The sequence below is a fragment of the Pedobacter yulinensis genome, assembly GCF_003029735.1.
In the GTDB taxonomy this organism is placed as follows: domain Bacteria; phylum Bacteroidota; class Bacteroidia; order Sphingobacteriales; family Sphingobacteriaceae; genus Pedobacter; species Pedobacter yulinensis.
Map to the genome: position 1 here is coordinate 1,046,663 of NZ_KZ686268.1, position 20,223 is coordinate 1,066,885.

The 20,223-nt window shown below is 48.5% G+C and carries 18 protein-coding genes; 17 read left to right on the plus strand and 1 reads right to left on the minus strand.

What is annotated here, in order from left to right; genetic code table 11:
* Nucleotides 1-63: 63 nt before the first annotated feature.
* Nucleotides 64-588, minus strand: coding sequence for a DUF6702 family protein (locus C7T94_RS04650; RefSeq protein ID WP_107214047.1), 525 nt, complete (start codon nucleotides 586-588; stop codon nucleotides 64-66).
* Between the two features lie 98 nt (nucleotides 589-686).
* On the opposite strand from C7T94_RS04650, the gene C7T94_RS04655 reads away from it, so the two are divergent.
* From C7T94_RS04655 to rfbA, 17 genes are all read left to right on the plus strand, one after another.
* Nucleotides 687-1,265, plus strand: a complete 579-nt coding sequence (locus C7T94_RS04655; RefSeq protein ID WP_107214049.1) for a HupE/UreJ family protein — start codon at nucleotides 687-689, stop codon at nucleotides 1,263-1,265.
* A 17-nt stretch (nucleotides 1,266-1,282) separates the two neighbouring features.
* On the plus strand, nucleotides 1,283-3,640 hold the full coding sequence (locus tag C7T94_RS04660) for a M1 family metallopeptidase (protein WP_107214051.1): 2,358 nt from the start codon (nucleotides 1,283-1,285) through the stop codon (nucleotides 3,638-3,640).
* A 209-nt stretch (nucleotides 3,641-3,849) separates the two neighbouring features.
* A complete protein-coding gene (gene uvrB, locus C7T94_RS04665; RefSeq protein ID WP_107214053.1) occupies nucleotides 3,850-5,892 on the plus strand; it encodes an excinuclease ABC subunit UvrB in 2,043 nt (680 codons plus the stop codon).
* Entirely contained in the window at nucleotides 5,892-6,101 is a 210-nt protein-coding gene (locus C7T94_RS04670) for a YwbE family protein (RefSeq protein ID WP_107214055.1), read from the plus strand. Before uvrB ends, C7T94_RS04670 begins: the two co-directional genes overlap by 1 nt.
* A 125-nt stretch (nucleotides 6,102-6,226) precedes the next feature.
* Nucleotides 6,227-6,484 (plus strand): DUF4834 family protein, encoded by a 258-nt coding sequence (locus C7T94_RS04675; RefSeq protein ID WP_107214057.1) that lies wholly within the window; start codon nucleotides 6,227-6,229, stop codon nucleotides 6,482-6,484.
* 165 nt (nucleotides 6,485-6,649) lie between these two features.
* On the plus strand, nucleotides 6,650-9,148 hold the full coding sequence (locus C7T94_RS04680; protein ID WP_107214059.1) for a hypothetical protein: 2,499 nt from the start codon (nucleotides 6,650-6,652) through the stop codon (nucleotides 9,146-9,148).
* A gap of 213 nt (nucleotides 9,149-9,361) precedes the next feature.
* On the plus strand, nucleotides 9,362-10,213 hold the full coding sequence (locus tag C7T94_RS04685) for a UDP-2,3-diacylglucosamine diphosphatase (protein ID WP_107214061.1): 852 nt from the start codon (nucleotides 9,362-9,364) through the stop codon (nucleotides 10,211-10,213).
* Between the two features lie 54 nt (nucleotides 10,214-10,267).
* Nucleotides 10,268-11,260 (plus strand): glycosyltransferase family protein, encoded by a 993-nt coding sequence (locus tag C7T94_RS04690; protein WP_107214063.1) that lies wholly within the window; start codon nucleotides 10,268-10,270, stop codon nucleotides 11,258-11,260.
* Between the two features lie 52 nt (nucleotides 11,261-11,312).
* On the plus strand, nucleotides 11,313-12,308 hold the full coding sequence (locus C7T94_RS04695) for a DUF6427 family protein (protein WP_239494926.1): 996 nt from the start codon (nucleotides 11,313-11,315) through the stop codon (nucleotides 12,306-12,308).
* A 116-nt stretch (nucleotides 12,309-12,424) separates the two neighbouring features.
* On the plus strand, nucleotides 12,425-13,168 hold the full coding sequence (locus C7T94_RS04700) for a type III pantothenate kinase (RefSeq protein ID WP_107214067.1): 744 nt from the start codon (nucleotides 12,425-12,427) through the stop codon (nucleotides 13,166-13,168).
* The gene (locus tag C7T94_RS04705) at nucleotides 13,149-14,477 is read left to right on the plus strand and encodes an outer membrane protein transport protein (protein ID WP_239494927.1); all 1,329 of its coding nucleotides are present in this window, start codon (nucleotides 13,149-13,151) and stop codon (nucleotides 14,475-14,477) included. The genes C7T94_RS04700 and C7T94_RS04705 overlap by 20 nt, the downstream gene beginning before the upstream one ends.
* Before the next feature lie 3 nt (nucleotides 14,478-14,480).
* Nucleotides 14,481-15,074, plus strand: a complete 594-nt coding sequence (lptC, locus tag C7T94_RS04710) for an LPS export ABC transporter periplasmic protein LptC (RefSeq protein ID WP_107214068.1) — start codon at nucleotides 14,481-14,483, stop codon at nucleotides 15,072-15,074.
* Between the two features lie 180 nt (nucleotides 15,075-15,254).
* Complete coding sequence (locus C7T94_RS04715; protein WP_317046905.1) at nucleotides 15,255-17,339, plus strand: peptidylprolyl isomerase; 2,085 nt, start codon at nucleotides 15,255-15,257, stop codon at nucleotides 17,337-17,339.
* Nucleotides 17,340-17,404: 65 nt separating this feature from the next.
* On the plus strand, nucleotides 17,405-17,920 hold the full coding sequence (locus C7T94_RS04720) for a DUF2480 family protein (protein WP_107214072.1): 516 nt from the start codon (nucleotides 17,405-17,407) through the stop codon (nucleotides 17,918-17,920).
* Nucleotides 17,921-17,949: 29 nt separating this feature from the next.
* Nucleotides 17,950-18,723, plus strand: a complete 774-nt coding sequence (locus C7T94_RS04725; RefSeq protein ID WP_107214073.1) for a DUF3108 domain-containing protein — start codon at nucleotides 17,950-17,952, stop codon at nucleotides 18,721-18,723.
* 5 nt (nucleotides 18,724-18,728) lie between these two features.
* On the plus strand, nucleotides 18,729-19,286 hold the full coding sequence (locus C7T94_RS04730) for a DUF3109 family protein (RefSeq protein WP_107214075.1): 558 nt from the start codon (nucleotides 18,729-18,731) through the stop codon (nucleotides 19,284-19,286).
* A 56-nt stretch (nucleotides 19,287-19,342) separates the two neighbouring features.
* Nucleotides 19,343-20,209: a glucose-1-phosphate thymidylyltransferase RfbA gene (gene rfbA / locus C7T94_RS04735; RefSeq protein ID WP_107214077.1), complete on the plus strand. Its 867-nt coding sequence runs from the start codon at nucleotides 19,343-19,345 to the stop codon at nucleotides 20,207-20,209.
* Nucleotides 20,210-20,223: the final 14 nt, after the last annotated feature.

Here is a 20,223-nt window from a genome sequence, read left to right on the forward strand (position 1 = left end):
GTAGGTGACAAACCCAACAGCACTGTTCAGATTACAAACACCGGTTTCTGAAAAATGTTGGCGCTAAAAGATAGTTACGAGCTGTTTTTCAGGAAACAGCAGTTTGCTGCTTTTCCGGGCCCCGCCAGAAACAACATGTACGATATTCAGCTGGTCATCGAAGAGGTCATAAAGCAAAGAATTCTGGGTTTCCAGTTTTTTCAGCACGGCGAATCCAGGCACTTCAAAATAGGCAATCACCGCTTCATGATCGGTCTCGAACCCCACATAGTTTAATGTTATTGCTTTGCCATCCGCCGTGAGGCGAAGGTTTGCAGCGATGTACTTTCTGACAAGTTCATCCATTTGCTTATGCATGGCAGGGCTCGACAGATCAGTCTTGGTGCGGTATTTTCTGGCCAGAATGCTCTCGAAGTCGTCGGTAAACAGCCTGACCAGCACTTCCATGTTCTTTTCCCTCGCATTCGCGGTAATTTCTGTGGTGCTTACATGCAGCGGGTGCCGGGCGGTAGCCCGAGCCGGACCCGAAGGCATGAACCAGGGCAATGAGAGCAGCAGGACGTAACAAATTGATGTTGAAATGGACATAGATGACCGGATTCGCTTAAAAAGACTGGTTTTTACAAAAAAAACGCTTTAATTTTAAACTTTCAAACTTATTATCCGGCATTTGCCTGCCGTTGCTTATGCAAGACGTATTGTTTTATTTTAAGTTGGGCTGGGAACACATCGTGAGCAGTGATGCGCTCGACCACCAATTGTTTATTCTTGCGTTGGCAGCTGTTTATATCTTCAGGGAATGGAAACAGGTGCTCATTCTGGTTACGGCCTTTACGATTGGCCACTCGCTTACACTGGCACTGAGTGTACTCGATGTGATTCGTTTCAGCAGTGCCTGGGTTGAGTTCCTCATTCCCTGTACCATTTTTATCACTGCGCTCTTCAACCTGGCCTGGAAGCCTGGTAGCAGAACAAACACGCGTACAAATTATTATCTTGCATTGCTTTTCGGCCTCATACACGGGATGGGATTTGCCAACTCCATCCGGATGATGCTGGCCAGCGACCAGCAGATTGGCTGGGGGCTTTTCGGTTTCAACCTGGGGCTGGAAGTAGGACAGGTAGTTTGTGTAGCCGTTATTTTGCTGTTAACTCACTTTTTTACAAGCGTTCTTAACGTTCGGCGTCGCGACTGGATCTTTTTTGTTTCGTCCGGGGTATTTGCCATCGCGTTCAAAATGGCTGTTGAACGCATCCCATTTTAACTTTAGCTAACTGAAATATGATCAGGAAATTTACGCTTAGCCTTTTATTCGCCGCTTCATTAAGCGGACTGTCGGCGCAAAACATCAGGAATAACCCTGGCAGCAACCATGGCAACAGCTTTGAACAGCTGGGCACGATTCTGCCCACGCCAAATGAACAACGTACGGCCAGCGGCGCTCCGGGGGCTAAATATTGGCAGCAGCGGGCAGATTACAACATTAAATGTACGCTCGATGAAAAAAAGCAATTGCTCACGGGCGGCGAAACGGTCACGTATTTCAACAATTCGCCTGATCCGCTCGATTATATCTGGCTGCAGCTGGATGAAAACGAGCACAGTAACGTGAACAATGCAAATTACCAGTCGTCGAGCCGCATGCCGGCTTATATGGAACTGAAAACCCTTGATCGTGCACAGGGAACAGCGGCTGATAATGGCTACGGCATTAAGATCATCAAACTTACAGACGGACAGGGCAGAGTTTTACCTTATACGGTGAACAAAACCATGATGCGTATCGATTTGGCCACTCCGCTAAAGCCAGGTCAGCAGTTCGTGTTTAACCTGCAATGGAGTTATAAAATCGCCGACAGGCTGGTCTTTGGCGGCCGCGGCGGTTATGAGTTTTTCCCGGAAGACAAAAATTACCTTTTCACCATGGCGCAATGGTTTCCAAGGTTGTGTGTGTACAGTGATTTCCAGGGCTGGCAGAATCACCAGTTTACCGGCCGGGGTGAGTTCGCGCTGACCTTTGGTAATTACCGGGTCCAGATGACGGTTCCGGCAGACCACATTGTCGGCGCAACCGGCGAATGCCTGAATTACAGCGGGGTGCTGACACCTGCTCAGCTTTCAAGATACAACAAAGCCCGCACCGCAAAGGCGCCGGTCGAGATCGTTACCCTGGCTGAGGCAAAAGCCGCCGAGGGTAAACAGGCCTCAGGCACCAAAACCTGGGTATTCCAGGCCAACAATGTGCGCGATTTCGCCTGGACCTCTTCAAGGAAATTTGTATGGGATGCCATGGCTCAGCCTATTGAAGGCAGGAACGTCATGTGCATGAGTTTTTATGGCAAGGAGGCCTATAACCTGTACAGCAGGTTCTCCACCCGTGCTGTTGCCCATACCATCAAAACCTATTCAGATTTTACGATTCCGTATCCTTACCCGGTAGCGCAAAGCGTAGAAGCGGCCAATGGCATGGAGTACCCGATGATCTGTTTCAACTATGGCCGTACCGATAAAGACGGTACATACAGTGAATCGACAAAAAACGGAATGCTCGGCGTGGTTATTCATGAGGTAGGGCATAATTTCTTTCCGATGATCGTGAATAGCGACGAAAGACAGTGGACCTGGATGGACGAGGGGCTGAACTCATTCGTGGAATACCTGACGGAAGAACTGTGGGACAATAAATTTCCGAGTAAAAAGGGACCAGCGCATACCATTGTAGATTACATGAAATTGCCGAAAGACGACCTAGAACCGGTCATGACCAACTCGGAGAACATTGTTAAGTTCGGGCCGAACGCCTATTCAAAGCCGGCTACAGCACTGAACATTTTGCGCGAAACGATTATGGGACGTGAATTGTTTGATCATGCGTTTAAGCAGTATGCGCGTCGCTGGGCATTTAAACACCCGACTCCTGCCGACCTGTTCCGCACTATGGAAGATGCCAGCGGCGAGGACCTGGACTGGTTTTGGCGGGGATGGTTTTACAGTACCGATGCGGTAGACATTTCGCTCGATTCGGTCAAGCTTGCCCGTGCAGACGTAGACCCGCGTATACCCGGCGCCCGGACGGTGATGAGCAAGGTAGATAAACCGGCCGTGAATGCTTTTGAAGACATATCGAAAGTACGCAACCGCGAAGACAGGAAGATCAGTTTTTATACGGACCGCGACACCGCTGCACGCGATTTTTATTGGAAGTATGACCGCGGCATGATTCCGTACAATGATAAAACGGTGAAACAGGAAATCCCGGTTATGATAGAGCAATTGGGCGAGGCGGAAAAGGCCCGGTATAAGGATAAGTATTTTTATGAACTTTCGTTCGGTAACAAGGGCGGCCTGGTAATGCCGATCATCGTTGAATTTACTTATAAGGATGGAACGAAAGAAGTAGATCGCATACCGGCGCAGATCTGGAGACACAATGAGAAAACCGTGTCTAAGTTTTACGTGAAGGACAAGGAGGTAGCGGGTATCCTGATCGATCCGATGCGCGAAACTGCTGATATTGACGAGGCGAACAACCGTTGGGGAGGTGATTCTAAAAAATCGAAACTGCAGCTTTTCAAAGAACGCGCGGGTATTGCCAGAGGACAGAGTTCCGGACTGAATCCGATGCAGGCGACAAATTAAGTCGGCCGAAACAAACAGACAGCCGGGAATGCAGTGCGCACGACCGGCTGTTTTGCTTTAAAGGGGTTTTCGATTCAGACGAAATTGCGTATCTTTACCTATCAGATTGCAGCTTCGGCGTTCTGAAAGACCTTCGAGGTTTCAAAAACCTCGAAGGTCTTTCGGTAAAACCTCCGAAGGTCTTTCCGGCCAAAATTTTTCCCCTACCCATGAAATTTAAGATTGTATCCGACTATAAACCGACGGGCGATCAGCCCGCGGCAATCAGGCAGCTTGTTGAAGGCGTAAACCAGGGCGAGCATTACCAGACGCTGCTGGGTGTTACGGGATCAGGAAAAACCTTTACCGTTGCCAACGTCATTCAGGAGACGCAAAAGCCAACGCTTATTCTTAGTCACAACAAGACGCTTGCAGCACAATTGTATGGAGAGTTCAAGCAGTTTTTTCCTGAAAATTCGGTCAACTATTTCGTCTCCTATTACGATTATTATCAGCCGGAGGCTTTTATTGCCTCTTCAAATACCTATATTGAAAAGGACCTGGCCATTAACGAAGAAATTGAAAAACTGCGCCTGCGCACCACCTCTTCGCTCATATCCGGTCGCAGGGATATTATTGTCGTTTCTTCCATTTCCTGTATTTATGGTATGGGTAATCCCGAAGACTTTTCGCGTTCGGTTTACCGGTTCGGCGTGGGAACCCGCATTTCCAGAAACGCTTTCCTGCACAGCCTGGTCGAAATCTTGTATGCCCGAACTACAAATGATTTTAAACGGGGCACGTTCCGGGTGAACGGCGATACGGTAGACGTTTACCCGGCATACCTGGACAATGCATACCGCATTTCGTTTTTCGGCGATGACATCGAGGAATTAAGCGCTATTGATCCTGTTACCGGCAAAACGCTGGAAAAATTGGAAAACATAGCTATCTATCCGGCTAACCTTTTCGTTACGCCTAAAGACCGTTTCAACCAAAGCATCTGGGGAATACAAGAGGAACTGGAAGTACGCAAAAAGCAGCTCATCGATGACAAACGCCTGCTCGAGGCCAAGCGACTCGAAGAGCGTACCAATTTTGATATTGAAATGATGAAAGAGTTGGGCTACTGCTCGGGTATTGAAAATTATTCGCGCTTTTTCGATGGCCGCGCTCCCGGCATGCGCCCATTCTGCCTGCTTGACTATTTTCCTGAAGATTACCTGATGGTGATCGATGAAAGCCATGTCACTGTGCCACAGATCCGTGCCATGTATGGCGGGGACCGCTCCCGTAAGATTTCGCTGGTCGATTACGGCTTCCGCCTTCCAGCCGCGCTGGACAACAGGCCCCTGAACTTTACCGAATTCGAAGCCCTTGCTCCGCAAACCATCTATGTGAGCGCAACCCCGGCCGAATACGAACTGCAAAAGTCTGAAGGCGTTGTGGTTGAACAGGTCATCCGCCCAACAGGTCTGCTCGATCCGCTGATTGAAGTACGCCCGGCCATTAACCAGGTCGATGACCTGCTGGATGAGATCGACAAAACCATTAAGCTGGGCGATCGCGTGCTGGTAACTACACTGACCAAACGCATGGCAGAAGAACTCACCAAATACCTTGACCGCCTCAACATCCGCTCACGGTACATACACTCTGAAGTGAAAACACTGGAACGGGTAGAAATTTTGCGCGGCCTGCGCCTCGGCGATTTTGACGTACTGGTGGGTATCAACCTGCTTCGGGAAGGACTTGACCTGCCGGAGGTTTCACTTGTGGCCATTCTTGATGCAGATAAAGAAGGTTTTCTGCGTTCTGAGCGTTCGCTCATCCAGACCATTGGGCGTGCTGCGCGAAATGACCGCGGACGGGTAATCATGTACGCGGACGACATGACCGAAAGCATGGAAAAAACCATAGATGAGACGAATCGCCGGCGTGAGAAACAGATCGCTTACAACCTGGAACACGGCATTGTGCCGAAAACCGTTGGCAAAAGCCGCGAAGCGATCATCGAACAAACCTCGGTGCTCGAGTTTTCGGGCGAAGAGAAAAAACGCGCAAAGGCCTATGTGGAGCGGGATGAGGTCAGCATTGCCGCCGATCCGGTCGTGCAGTATATGGGTAAAGCCGAAATGCAGAAATCAATAGAAAATACGCGCAAAGAAATGCAGAAAGCGGCGAAAGAAATGGATTTCCTGCTCGCCGCAAGGCTGCGCGACGAAATGTACGCGCTGGAAAAAGTGTTTACTGAAAAGTTTGGTAAAAAATAATGAACGGACAAAACCGAAAAGACATCTATCCCGGCCTGTTGGTCGATATTATATTGAAGAAAGATCAACGCAGCGGACAGCTGACACGCGGCATTGTGAAAAGCCTGCTCACTTCTGCTCCTTTCCATTCGCGCGGTATTAAGGTTCGCCTTGAAGACGGGCAAATTGGCCGTGTGGCTGCAATTCCTGACCAGGACGAGGACTTTTAACCGGATTTTGTATCTTGCCGGCCGGTTAGCCACGACCAGACATTTGTAAAATCAATGCAATTATAGCAGCAAAAAGAAACATCGCGATTTTTTCGTCGTCTATATTTGTAACAACCCAAACTGAAATGGCCCTTATAAAATTTTTATTTATATCGATCGTCATCCTTTATATTATTCGCCTGCTTGTGCGTTTATTGTTGCCTATGCTGTTTAGCAACATGGCTTCAAAAATGCAGCAGGCAGCCAGCCAGCACCAACAACAGCAAGGCCGGAAGCCAAACAAAAAACCTGAGGGCAGCATGTCAATTGACTATATTCCGCCCCAGCAGCAAGGCAAAGCAGATAAGCTTGGCGATTTCGTAGATTACGAAGAGATTAAATAAACGGCCCTTCGCCCGGACTTGCCGGTACATCCTCACCCTTGCTTTGTCAGTGCATATCTGTTTGACAATTAGTGTCTTGTACGCCTTTTGGCCAGACAACCTTTTTTGTTTTTTATCTGGCCTAAATTTCTATTTTTGGAGTCTTTAAAATACAAACAGAGCTCCATGAATAACTGGCTGAAGAAAAATGGCATCCACCTTGCCATCGTTGCGTTTTTTATCATCATTTGTTTTGTCTATTTCAGCCCCGTTCTGCAGGGAAAAGCGCCGTCTCAGGGCGATGTGCTGCAGGCCAAAGCCATGGCAAAAGAAATCATGGACGTCCGTGCCAAAGATGGAAAAGGGCCGCTCTGGACCAACCAAATGTTTGGCGGCATGCCAGCCTTCCAGATCTGGGTGAAATACCCCATGAACATAACGACCTATGGCATCGACATCATCAAAGGACTGTTTCCTGATCCTGTAGGCACCGTACTTCTTTACCTGCTTGGCGCTTACTTTCTTTTCTGCGTGCTCAGGGCAAATCCATGGCTGGCGGCAGCGGGGGCAATTGCGTTCGCCTTTACGTCTTATAATTTCATCATCATTGCAGCCGGCCACAGCAACCAGGCTTTGACTATAGGTTTTTTCGCGCCGATCCTGGCCAGTATTATTCTTACGCTTCGCGGAAGGTACCTGCTTGGCGCAAGTCTTACGGCTTTGTTCCTGGCGCTGAATATCAGAGCCAACCACGTGCAGATGACCTATTACTTCTTCACAGCCCTGCTCATTTACATCGCTATTGAAGTTTATCATGCTTACAAGCAGGGAAGAATGAAAGAGTTTGGCCGTTCTTTCGCGTATCTGGCTGCGGCGGGGCTCGTTGCACTGCTTGTCAACGCCGGTACTTTGTGGACAACCTATGAGTACAGCAAATACACCATTCGCGGACAGGCCAACCTGAGCCGCAAGGGCGAGGCGAATGACCACGGCCTGACAAAAGAATATGCCTACGCATACAGCCAGGGGCCAGGCGAAAGTTTCACGGTGCTGATCCCTAACCTGTATGGCGGTGCCCCGAACATTGATCAGATCGTTAAGCCTGAGTCAAAGACCTACAAAACACTGCAGGGCATTACGGGCGGAGACCCGACACAAGCCATTTACCAGCTTTATCAGAATCTTGGCTTTCAGCAATATTGGGGTGACAAGCCGCTTGTTACCGGCGGGCCTTTTTATTTTGGAGCCATCATTTGCATGCTGTTCATCTTTGGCCTGGTGCTCGTAAAAAACCGCTTAAAATGGTGGGTAGCCGGTACAACAGTGCTGTTCTTCCTGCTTTCCTTCGGCGGGAATTTCCCAATCGTTTCAGATATCTTCTTCGACTACGTGCCTCTGTACAACAAGTTCAGAGCAGTAGAGTCGATCCTGGCCGTAGTTGGCCTGCTTGTTCCGCTGCTGGCTGTGCTCGCTGTGCGTGAGGCGCTCGAGGGGCAGTACGATGAAAAATACGTGCTCAAAAAATTATACATCGCCGGCGGAATTACAGGGGGCTTTACGCTCATCGTTTTGGTGCTGCCAACGTTGTTGTTCAGCTTTACAAGCGCGAACCACAATGACATTGTGAATGCCCTGACGCAAATGGCGGGAAATGACAGGGGCGTAGGTACCAATATTGCCAATGCCCTGGTGCAGGACCGTATTTCAATTGCCCGGGAAGATGCATTGCGTACCCTGATCTTTTTGGCCATTGGTTTCGCGCTGACCTGGGCCATGGTGAAAAAGAAAGTCAAAGCCGAAATTGCCCTTGTGCTGCTGGCCCTGGCTGTGCTGGTCGATATGTGGCAGGTAGACCGAAGGTACCTGAACAACCAGAACTTCGTTGCCAAATCCTCCCTGCAGAACCATTACGAGCCAAGGGATGTCGATAACTTCATCCTTGCGGATAAAGACCCGAACTTCCGCGTTATGGATCTTTCGCTGGGAAATCCGTTTTCCAATGTTGAGGCGTCTTATTTCCACAAGACGGTTGGCGGTTTTCATTCTGCCCGGCTGATGCGCTTCCAGGAGCTGATCGATCACCAGTTTTCAAAGAGCATCAACCAGGACGTGCTCGATATGCTGAACACCAAGTACATCATTACACGGAATCCGGAAAACGGTGCCTACGGTATGCAGCGCAATGAAACTGCCTGCGGCAATGCCTGGTTCGTGCAAAGTGTTCAATATGTTAAAAATGCAGACGAGGAGATGAAAGCCATCAGCAGTTTCAATCCGAAGAATGAGGCCATCGTCGATGTAAGGTTCAAAAAGCTGCTCGAAGAACGGAAGGCTGGCCTGCCCGACGCCAATGCTTCAATTAAACTGGAAAGTTACCATCCTGACAAACTGGTCTATAAATACAGCACGAGCCGGGATATGGTGGCTGTATTCTCTGAAATTTATTATGACAAAGGCTGGAAAATGTATGTGGACAACGTTGAAAAGCCGTATTTCCGTGCCGACTGGCTGCTGCGGGCTGCTGTCTTGGAGGGAGGCAACCACACCGTCGAGTTCAGATTTGAGCCGACCTCATATTATGCCGGCGAAAAGATATCGCTGTTTGGCTCTGTGCTGCTGATCGCCGGACTTGCATTTGCCATATACAGCGAACAGCGCAACAGGAAACGTGTAACCGCAAAATAACCTCTAAAGCGCCGGTCAGGTCGAACCATAACTTAACAAGTAATTAACGCCCTGTTTAACAGGGCGTTTTATTTTTATGTGCAATAAGATTTATGTTATGCACGAATGCTTGTTTGTCTCTGCGGTCCTGGTTATCATCATCTACTTCTTTAGCCCGTTTGAGCTGGTGCTTGACGAGGAGGAGGAATAACTTAACGCAGTAATTGATATGGAATGGCGAAACGTGATGTAGACCTCATCGTAATTTCAGACGTTCACCTGGGAACGTATGGCTGTCATGCCACAGAATTGCTCAGGTACCTGAAAAGCGTCAGGCCGGGGAGGATCATTTTGAACGGCGATATCATCGATATCTGGCAGTTCAGCAAAAATTACTGGCCGGAAACCCACATGAAAATCATTAGAAAACTGATGAAATTCATGACTGAAGGCGTGCCAATACATTATCTGACCGGCAATCATGACGAATTGCTGCGCAAGTTCACCGACATGGGCATCGGCTCATTTCAATTGCAAAACAAACTCGTATTGGAATTGGACGGTAAAAAAGCATGGTTTTTTCATGGCGATATTTTCGATGTGACCATGCAGCACTCCAAGTGGCTGGCCAAACTGGGGGCCGTAGGTTATGATACGCTCATTCTCATCAACAGTTTCGTGAACCGCCTGCTTGAATTTGCGGGCCGTGAAAAGATGAGCTTTTCTAAAAAGATCAAGGCCCGGTTCAAAGATGCGGTTAAATTTATCAACGACTTCGAAACAACCGCGGCCGGCCTGGCACTTGAAAGTGGTTATCATTATGTTGTCTGCGGACATATTCACCAGCCTGAACTGCGCATGATCCGGACCGAAAAAGGAGCCGTAACCTATCTGAACAGCGGCGACTGGGTGGAGAACCTGACCGCCCTGGAATACCATGCAGGAACCTGGCGGATTTTCCGGTACAATGCCAGCGATTTTGCTGCCGATGAGCCCGAAGCAGGCGCTTTTTCAGACGCTGAAGACCTGAACAGCAAGCTGGATGTGAACATCCTGCTTCAAAATATGCGTGCCGGGATTGTGTAAAGCTCGGAAAATACAGATATTCGAAACCTGCCGCGAATGCAGACCTAGATACAGATGGGGTTAAAAATACTTTATGCAATACAAGGAACCGGTAACGGACATGTAAGCCGTGCCAGGGAAATTATTCCCTATTTACAGCAGCATGGTGAACTTGACATCCTGATCAGCGGTACGCAGGCCGATGTGGCCCTGAGCCAGCCGCTGGCCTACCGGCTTCATGGCTTCAGTTTCATCTTCGGGAGAAAAGGCGGCGTTCACCATTACCAGACCTGGAAAAACATGAATCTCCTCAGGTTCAGGCGCGACATGAAAGACCTGCCAGTAGAGAATTACAACCTGATCGTAAATGATTTTGAGCCGGTTTCTGCCTGGGCCTGTAAGGTGAAGGGCATAGAAAGCGTATCCTTAAGCCATCAGGCCGCATTTAAATCACGTAAGGTGCCCCGCCCAAAGACCATAGACTGGGGAAAAAAGATTCTAAGTCATTATGCCCCCACCACCCACCATATCGGTTTCCATTTTGCCTGTTATGACAGCTTTATCCACACGCCTGTAATTCGCTCCGAGATCAGGCAGCTGGAAGTCTCGGATCAAGGCCATTACACGGTTTACCTGCCGGCGGTAGATGACCGCATCCTGGTTAACCTCCTGAAACAGGTTAAAGGACCAAAGTGGGAGATCTTTTCCAAGCATACAAAAAGCAGCTACCGCGACGGTGACATATTTGTAAACCCGGTACAGAACGAGGCGTTTAACAAAAGTCTCGCTTCCTGTACCGGCCTTTATACAGGGGGTGGTTTTGAAGGTCCTGCAGAAGCTTTGTTCCTGGGAAAAAAACTACTCGTTTCGCCCATGAAGTTTCAATACGAACAGCAGTGTAATGCATATGCATTGAAGCAGTTCGGCCTGCCTGTCATCTGGTCGAGCAACCGGAATCCGCTGCCAATAATCAACGACTGGGTCAACACACCGCAGCAACATGAGTTCCATTTCCCGGACGAAACCGAAAAAGTTGTCGCAGACATGGTGTCTCGGTATGCGCATTGATCGATGCGAGCAATGCAGTGCCATTAGGCCATTGCATTAAAATTTCTTTTCTTTGCCGTGTCAACTCATGATCAACCAGTTCAGAACACTCCAGCCGGCAAACCTCATTTTACTGCTTGTGTATGCCTTTTTTATGCGTGCAGCACTGTTCGTGCACATGCCGGAGCAACTGAATTTTGCGTTTCTCGAGCCCTTTGCCCGGCTGCTTATCGACATCCCCATTGGTCAGGGCCTTTCTCCTGCCGGGAACGTGTTTTTTGCAGCACTGATCAGCATTGCGCAGGCGCTCTGGTTTAACCGGGTGGTTAACAACCACAACCTGATGGGTAAACCAAACTACCTGCCAGCACTTCTGTACCTGACAGCCGGCAGTTTGTTCATGCCCTTCATGGTGCTGAGCCCAACGATGATGTGTAACTTCCTGTTGATCCTGATGATCGACAAGTTCCTCAAAATCGGCAAGTCAACACAGGCCATTATGCCGCTCTTTGACGTCGGGATGCTCGTTGCAGTGGGTACGCTCATCTATTTTCCTTTCGTTTCCATGTTGCTTATGCTCTGGCTGGGCCTGCTTGTTTACCGTTCATTTAACTGGCGTGAGTGGGTTTCAGGGTTGCTTGGTTTTCTGACGGTTTTCTTTTTTCTCGGTGTTTTTTATTACTGGAACGATAACCTCGAGATGTTTTACCGCATCTGGCTGCCTCTTACCAATAAGTTCCCCTCAGTTTTCCAGATCAATTACAACGATTACATTGTGCTTGTTCCGGTTATTGTGATTATCGTGCTTGGTACGCTGCAACTGCGCGAAAATTTCTTCAGAAGTTTCATCAGCACACGCAAAGCCTTTCAGCTTCTTTTCTGCATGTTCCTCATCGCTATGGCCAGCTTTTACCTGAAACCGGGGGTCAGGCTGTCGCACTTTTTGCTTTGTGTGCCGCCGGGAGCCGTGTTACTGGCCTATTATTTTACCAATGCAAGCAAGCGCTGGTTTTATGAGTCGCTCTTTATCCTGCTCGTTCTGTCGATTCAATATTTTCTTTTTGTTTAACCTTTTTTAACAAATTGATTTCTTGAAACTTGGCAAAGATTGATAGCTTTGTGCCGTTAAAATGCCGTATAAAGCCATTCCAGGCATAGCTTGGGGTACCGGCAATTGATGTAAAGATGGTGATGTTCAATCTTGTCGTAGACGTAGGAAACTCCAAATGTAAAATTGGCGTGTTTGAAGGCAGGAAACTGGCAGATTACCGGGTACTGGAGAAGTCGGACCTGCCTGAAATTGGGAGGGTGGCGAATAACTTTCCGTTAAAGGCCGTGATCGTATCAAGCGTCGATGAAAACGCTGAAGAAATTGAACAACTGATTGGTAAACCGGGAATTGTAAAGCATTTTCACTCCGGCGATACCGAAAGGGTTAAAAATCGCTACGAAACGCCGCTTACACTTGGTCTTGACCGCTGGGCCGCGGTCATTGGTGCCGGGGCGCAGTTTCCCGGCCGGAATTGCCTGGTCATCGATGCAGGAACCAGCATCACCTATGATTTTCTGCCGGCAAGCGGTGTGTATACCGGCGGCAGCATCAGTCCGGGAATTGCCATGCGGTTCAGTGCGCTGAACCACTTTACAGGCCGGCTTCCGCTGATTGAATTTGACCAGGCACTAACAACCGTTCCCGAAGGCAGCAACACGATCAATGCCATTAGAAACGGGGTATTGCAAGGTACGCTGCATGAAGTAAGCGGTTTTATTTCGCAGTACAGTGGCCCGCACGATGAACTGATCGTGATCATGACAGGCGGCGATGCGCCTTTTTTGATCGCTAACATAAAAAACACCATCTTTGCGCCTCGAATTGTTCACGAGCCTTATCTGGTGTTAAGAGGATTAAATGAAGTTATTGAATTATAACATGTACAAAAACCTGAAATATATTTTAACCGCGTTCATTGCTGCGGTCGCATTGCTGCCTGCAAAGGCACAGGTAACGACCGAGTCTCCCTATTCGGCATATGGGCTGGGTAACCTCAGAACATCTGTCTTCCCGGGTCTTCGCGGCATGGGCGGTATCTCTGCCGGGGTTTTTAAACCCGACGGTTACAGCATGATCAATGTGGTAAATCCGGCTACATACAGTGGAATTAACCTGACCACCATAGACATCGGCGTAAACGGCGGTTTTACAGGCCTGAAAAGAGGAAACGAAAGCGAAAGCCGTTTCAATGCCACGCTGAACCACATTGCACTGGGTATTCCAGTTAGCCGCAAGTCAGCGTTCAGCTTCGGACTGCTGCCGTATTCAGACCTGGGGTATAACTACAGCAACCGCTCCCGCATCGATACCATGAATGTAGACTACATTTATGCCGGCGAAGGAAGCATCTCTAAAGCCTATTTTGGCTACGGCGTGCAGTTTGGCAAATATGTTCGCATTGGTGCCAACCTCGAGTATCTTTTTGGTAACCTGAGCCAGACGCGTTCTGCACTTTTCCCTGATGAACCGGCAGTGCTTCCCTCACGGATGCAGAATAAGATCAGCATAGACGGCCTCAATTTCTCATATGGTATCCAGACCGAAATCCCGCTAAGCGAAGAATCCAGGATAACACTTGGTTACTCAGGTTCTTTTAACTCGAACATTTCAGCGAAAAAATCATATGTATTGACCCAATACACTGTTGATGGCGATGGGGTCGAAAATCCGCCGCTTGATACACTGCAGATAATTGACAATGCAAAAACCGACCTGAAGCTGCCGTTGGAGCATAATTTTGGCTTCTCCGTTCAACGCGACAACAAATGGATGGTGGGGGCTGACTTTAGAATGGGACAGTGGTCTAAATTTTCATTGGACAATTCCAACCAAGGCCTGCAAGACAGTTACGGCGTTTCTGTTGGCGGACAAATCACCCCAGACATTACCGCTGTAGGCGGCTCGCTGGCCGGATACCTGAAACGGATCGACTACCGCCTGGGCGTTCGTTATGATAAAACCTACCTGAAATTGGCCAACAATGATATTAAGGACCGGGCCATCTCGGTGGGTTTTGGTTTTCCGCTGCCCTCCAACAACAGGCTTTCTTTTTATAAAGTGAATTTCACCACCGAGCTTGGCCGTCGCGGTACAACCGCTGCCAACCTTGTCCAGGAGACTTACCTGAACATTCACCTTGGCTTTACCCTTAACGATACCTGGTTCAGAAGATTTAAATTCGATTAAAACATGGGACGGGCATTGTTCAGGTTTGTGCTTGCCTTTGCGGTGCTGCCGGTGCTGGCCGCCTGTAACGACGATGACCTAAAAAACGTAGGTGCAATATCGAGCAAACAAGTAGTTCTGAGTAAAGACCGGACATTAGGTGCCGAACTTATTTACAGCGACTCGGCACGTGTGAAAGCCAAAGGGTATGCCCCCGTTCTTGACAAGGTAACGCCGAAGACCGGCGCGAATTACATGGAAATGCCCGACGGGCTGAAGATTGATTTCTTTGATCAGAAAATGAAAATAGCCAGCACGGTCACTTCTGAATATGGCATACGCCGGGAAAACGAAAGGATTACCATTCTGCGCAGGAATGTCGTGGTTAAGAACGCAGAAGGCAACACATTTACTTCCGAGGAACTGATCTGGGACGAGAACAAACGGCTGTTTTATTCAAATCAGCGCGTGAAAGTGTTTAAACCCGACGGCTCTTTTCAGGCCGAGGGAAGTTATTTCGAGGCGCCCCAGGATTTCAGCACATATACAATGCGTTCGGGCGGCATCGGACAGGGCTCAATCAGTGGTGAACTTCTGGAGAAAGAGACCGGCCTGTAACCTTTTATAAGTACCTCCCCGTAGCTCAGACTGCTGATTACGCCAGCCGTTTTTCAACATTCTATCTGCCTAAAAACTAAATACTTGTTCGATACAGTTTTGTATTTTCTTTTTTATGCCAAATTTGTATCTTGCGCCCTCTTAAAAAAAAGTAAAAAACTAAAGTAGAATATGGGATTAATGACATTTTTGCGAAACCGTGCCGGGTTTATTTTGATAGGCGCGATCGGTTTGGCAATTGTTGCATTTTTAGTTGGTGATGCAATTAACGCTGGAAAACCATTCTGGAATGCCTCACAGAAGGTTGTGGGAGAGATTGACGGCCATGAAGTCAGTATAGATGAATTCGGACCGAAGGTGGACCAGAGCTTACAACAGTTCAAGCAGCAGTACGGCGGAAGCGCCAACGCGCAGATGACGGCAATGGCTGTAGAAAATGTTTGGAACAATGAAGTGGCAACTGTGTTGCTGGGCAAAGAATTTGAGCGCCTTGGCCTGACCGTGACCTCGACCGAACTTTTTGACCTGCTGCAGGGTAAAAATCCAAGCCCCCTGATTCGTCAGTACTTTGGTAACCCACAAACCGGACAGGTTGACCGCAACGCAATCATCAGTTCCCTGAAGGCCCGCTCAAAAGATGCCAACCTGAACAAGCAATGGTCTATGCTCGAAGAAGAAGTGCGTAAGCAGGCGCTGCAACAAAAATACCAGAACCTGGTTCGCACGTCTGTGTATGTGACAAACCTGGAAGCTGCGGATGACTTTACGAACCGGAACAAACTTGCTTCTTTCAAGTATGTAAGCCTTGATTATGCGACCATTCCTGATAAAGACGTAAAGCTGACCGATGCTGATTACAACGATTACTACAACGCCAATAAGAAACGCTTTGAAAATCCTACCGAAACCCGTTCGTTTCAGTATGTTAATTTCAGCTTCAAACCTTCAAAAGAAGACACGGCGGCCTCGAGGGCACAAATCAATAAACTTGCTGCCGACTTCAAAGCTGCAGCCAACGATTCTTTGTTTGCGGCAATCAACTCAGATGTGAAGATCCCTTACAGCTATATGACCCGTGGCAAACTTGACCCGACGGTTGATTCGGCTGTGTTCTCACTGCCTGCGGGCACTTTTTATGGCCCGGCTTTTTCAGGCAATTCATACAAACTGGCCAAGGTTGTAGCAACAAAACAGTCGCCCGACTCGGTAAAGGCCGCCCATATTCTGATCAACCCGGCTAAAGTGGGTGGTAATGACAAAGCAGTTAAACTGGCCGACTCACTTAAATCGTTAGTGCAGAAAGGTTCAAGTTTTGCTGAACTGGCCAGACAATACAGCGAAGACGGTTCGAAAGAACAGGGTGGCGATCTGGGCACCTTCGCGCGTGGTGCCATGGTACCCGAGTTTGAAAATGCCGCCTTTGATGGCAAAGCGGGCGACCTAAAGGTCGTTACGTCCCAATTTGGCGTTCACCTGATCAAAATTGAAAAACAAATCGGTTCTGCGAAAGTCGTAAAGATCGCATATGTAGAAAAGAACTTGTCGCCAAGTGATAAAACCCAGCAGGAGGCTTACAAGAAAGCATCAAATTTCCTGGCCGAAGTTTCAGGAAATACCTTCAGTAAAGTTGCGCAGAAGCGTGGTTTGACTGTAGGTGTTGCGGATAAGATTGCGGGTTCACAGGGCTTTGCACCAGGACTCGATAATCCACGGAAACTGATCCAGGATGCTTACGAAGCCGATCGCGGCGATGTGCTTCCAGAGATCTACACCATGAGTGATGGATACGTGGTGGCTTTGCTTACAGAGGTTCGTCCGAAAGGCACACTTCCTCTGGAAGCTGTGAAGAAAGATATCGAACCCTTGGTTCGCAATGAAGTAAAAGGAAAGATGCTGACGGAGCGCTTCGAAAAAGCGGGAGCCGGCAAGGCTACGCTTGAAGCGCTTGCGCAGAAACTCGGCCGTGCCGTTCAGCCGATTCAGAACATTGTATTCTCGAACCCGGTTATCCCCGGCGTTGCGCAGGAGAACAAGGTGGTAGGTGCCGTGTTCGGCATGCAGCCAGGAAAAGTGTCGGGTCCGATTGCCGGCGACCGCGGCGTGTATGCCGTGAGCCCGCTTACTTTCAGCAACCCGGCGCCTGGAGATCCTGCGCAACAGAAATTGACCTTGCTTCCCGGACTTGCGCAGCGGGCGCTGAGCGGTGCCTTTATGGCCCTGCAAGACAAAGCAGATATAAAAGACAATCGCGTGAAATTCTATTAAGCGGAATTTACTTAATTTTGTAACCGGAAGTGTATACCGCACTTCCGGTTTTTTGTTTTATGGCTATGGATATTCAGGAAAATATAGTGAACAAGGTTGCGGCAAGTGGCCTGATCACCTTTAATCTGGAAGACTACCTTGATAGAGGGGAACGTGTCGTCTATGATATCAAAGACAACCTTTTCCATGGCCTCATTTTAAGAGAGAAAGATTTCAGGGATTTTGTTAAAAGTCATGACTGGGCACAGTATAGCGGTAAAAACGTGGCAATTACCTGTACAGCTGATGCCATCGTGCCGACCTGGGCCTATATGCTGCTGGCCAACCGGATGAAGCCCTTTGCCCGGGAAATTGTTTTTGGATCGCTCGAGACCCTTAACACTGTTTTGTTCCAGAAGGCCCTGACAAAAGTAGATGTGGAGAGCTTTGCCGGCGAACGTGTTGTCATTAAAGGCTGTGGCGACGATAATATTCCCGTTTCAGCATATGTAGAGATTACGAGCCTGCTTACGCCGGTAGCTAAAAGCATCATGTACGGCGAGCCGTGTTCGACCGTTCCGATCTACAAAAGGAAAGACTAGTTTGGTTTGCTTTTTGTAACGCCCTATCTATGAAAAGACTAACCCTGATTGCCTGTTGCCTGCTGCTTTGCGTGAATGTGCTGGCCCAGATGCTTCCTTTGAAGAAGGAGCCGGTATTTGAGGAGGGTGAAATGTTAAAGTACCGGCTCCGGTACGGCTTCATCACGGCAGCCGAAGCAACCATTAAGGTACAAAACGGCGATATGAAATTCGATGGCCAGCCCACTTACCGATTGGTGGTCGATGCGCAGACCTCAGGTACGTTCGACGTCTTTTACAAAATCAGGGATCACTATGATTCCTATATAGACAGAAAAAACCTGCTTCCCTATTTTTATCAGGAAAACATTCGTGAGGCCAGCTACCGGCGCACAGATAAAGCGCGTTTTTACCAGGATGAGAAAAAGGTCGTATCCAACCGCGGTACCATGGGTACGCCAACCACGCAAACTTTTGACCTCGTATCCGCTTACTACTTTGCGAGAAGCCTGGACATTAGCAGGATGAAGATTGGTGATACGTTTAAATTAAATTATTTCCTTGGAGACGAAATATCTTCGCTGACCGTCGAGTTTGTTGGAAGGGAAACGGTTAAAACCAAGCTGGGCAGCATTCGCTGCCTGAAGTTTAGTCCGTCCATCAAACCTGGCCGCGTCTTTAAAAAAGACAGCCGGCTGTATCTTTGGGTAACAGATGACGGAAACCGGGTGCCCGTGAAAGCACAGGTCGAGATCCTGGTTGGTTCGGTAACGATGGAATTGACATCTGCAAAAGGCCTTAAATATCCCTTGGGCAAGGATTAACAGCTATGATTGAAGTACAAAACACGCTGGTTCATGAAGACGTGTTGAAGGAGAATTTTGTTTGCAATCTTAATAAGTGCAAGGGGATTTGCTGTGTGGAGGGCGATGCGGGGGCACCGCTGGAACATGCTGAAACGGCAATCCTGCAAGATATCTATCCGAAAATCAAACACCTGCTTTCAGAAAAAGGTATTCGGGCCATTGAAGAGCAGGGTACCCATGTTGTTGACATGGATGGCGATTTAACAACGCCTTGCGTAAATGGTCGTGAAGAATGCGCTTACGTGCTTTTTGAAAATGGTATTACCAAATGCGCCATCGAGAAGGCGTATGAACAGGGGCTTGTCGACTGGCAGAAGCCGATATCATGCCACCTTTACCCCATACGCATTACAGCTTATCCAGAATTTGATGTGCTGAACTACGACCGCTGGCACATTTGCCACGATGCCTGTACCTTTGGAAGAGAACTGAAAGTACCCGTTTACCAGTTTCTGAAAGGACCGCTGATCCGTAAATACGGTGAGGAGTGGTACGCGGAATTGCAAAATAGCTTAACTTAGCGGCGCAGAAGCTTTTAGCTGATTGCAATGTGCTCATACCATAACAATTAAACTGAATGAAAGGAATTATCCTGGCGGGCGGAAGCGGAACGCGTTTGCACCCGCTTACACTGGCTTGCAGTAAACAAATGATGCCGGTTTATGATAAGCCGATGATCTATTACCCGCTTTCCACGCTGATGCTGGCGGGAATCAAAGAAATACTCATTATCTCTACACCTCATGACCTGCCGAACTTCGAAAAACTTCTTGGCGACGGCACCAGCCTTGGCTGTAAATTTAGTTATGCTGTGCAGCATGAGCCGAACGGCCTTGCCCAGGCGTTTGTGATCGGGAAAGATTTTATTGGTCAGGATAAGGTAGCACTGGTCTTAGGGGATAACATCTTTTATGGTGATGGCATGGCCAGGCTGCTGCAGGCCAGCTCAGACCCAGACGGAGGGGTTGTATTTGCCTACCAGGTGGCTGATCCGGAACGCTATGGTGTGGTAGAATTTGACAAAGACAATAATGTGATTTCGATCGAGGAGAAACCAACCGAGCCTAAATCTGATTTTGCTGTACCTGGCCTCTATTTCTACGACAACGATGTGGTAGAAATTGCCGCCAATATCGAGCCCTCTCCGCGCGGCGAGTATGAAATTACAGATGTAAACAAAGAATACCTGAAACGGGGCAAGCTGAAAGTAGGCGTGCTAAGCCGGGGTACAGCCTGGCTGGATACCGGCACCTTCGCATCACTCATGCAGGCTGGTCAGTTTGTGCAGGTGATTGAGGAACGGCAGGGGCTGAAAATTGGTTGTATTGAAGAGGTAGCTTACCGAATGGGCTTTATTGATGATGAGCAACTGAAAAAGATCGCGACTCCATTGGTTAAAAGCGGTTACGGCAGTTATTTGCTGCGGCAAATTAAAAAGAAATAAAAAGCCTTCGAGGT

Coding starts and splice junctions, on each gene's coding strand:
- C7T94_RS04650 (WP_107214047.1), bottom strand. CDS start 588: ATGTCCATTTCAACATCAATTTGTTACGTCCTGCTGCTCTCATTGCCC.
- C7T94_RS04655 (WP_107214049.1), top strand. CDS start 687: ATGCAAGACGTATTGTTTTATTTTAAGTTGGGCTGGGAACACATCGTG.
- C7T94_RS04660 (WP_107214051.1), top strand. CDS start 1,283: ATGATCAGGAAATTTACGCTTAGCCTTTTATTCGCCGCTTCATTAAGC.
- uvrB (WP_107214053.1), top strand. CDS start 3,850: ATGAAATTTAAGATTGTATCCGACTATAAACCGACGGGCGATCAGCCC.
- C7T94_RS04670 (WP_107214055.1), top strand. CDS start 5,892: ATGAACGGACAAAACCGAAAAGACATCTATCCCGGCCTGTTGGTCGAT.
- C7T94_RS04675 (WP_107214057.1), top strand. CDS start 6,227: ATGGCCCTTATAAAATTTTTATTTATATCGATCGTCATCCTTTATATT.
- C7T94_RS04680 (WP_107214059.1), top strand. CDS start 6,650: ATGAATAACTGGCTGAAGAAAAATGGCATCCACCTTGCCATCGTTGCG.
- C7T94_RS04685 (WP_107214061.1), top strand. CDS start 9,362: ATGGCGAAACGTGATGTAGACCTCATCGTAATTTCAGACGTTCACCTG.
- C7T94_RS04690 (WP_107214063.1), top strand. CDS start 10,268: ATGGGGTTAAAAATACTTTATGCAATACAAGGAACCGGTAACGGACAT.
- C7T94_RS04700 (WP_107214067.1), top strand. CDS start 12,425: ATGGTGATGTTCAATCTTGTCGTAGACGTAGGAAACTCCAAATGTAAA.
- C7T94_RS04705 (WP_239494927.1), top strand. CDS start 13,149: ATGAAGTTATTGAATTATAACATGTACAAAAACCTGAAATATATTTTA.
- lptC (WP_107214068.1), top strand. CDS start 14,481: ATGGGACGGGCATTGTTCAGGTTTGTGCTTGCCTTTGCGGTGCTGCCG.
- C7T94_RS04715 (WP_317046905.1), top strand. CDS start 15,255: ATGACATTTTTGCGAAACCGTGCCGGGTTTATTTTGATAGGCGCGATC.
- C7T94_RS04720 (WP_107214072.1), top strand. CDS start 17,405: ATGGATATTCAGGAAAATATAGTGAACAAGGTTGCGGCAAGTGGCCTG.
- C7T94_RS04725 (WP_107214073.1), top strand. CDS start 17,950: ATGAAAAGACTAACCCTGATTGCCTGTTGCCTGCTGCTTTGCGTGAAT.
- C7T94_RS04730 (WP_107214075.1), top strand. CDS start 18,729: ATGATTGAAGTACAAAACACGCTGGTTCATGAAGACGTGTTGAAGGAG.
- rfbA (WP_107214077.1), top strand. CDS start 19,343: ATGAAAGGAATTATCCTGGCGGGCGGAAGCGGAACGCGTTTGCACCCG.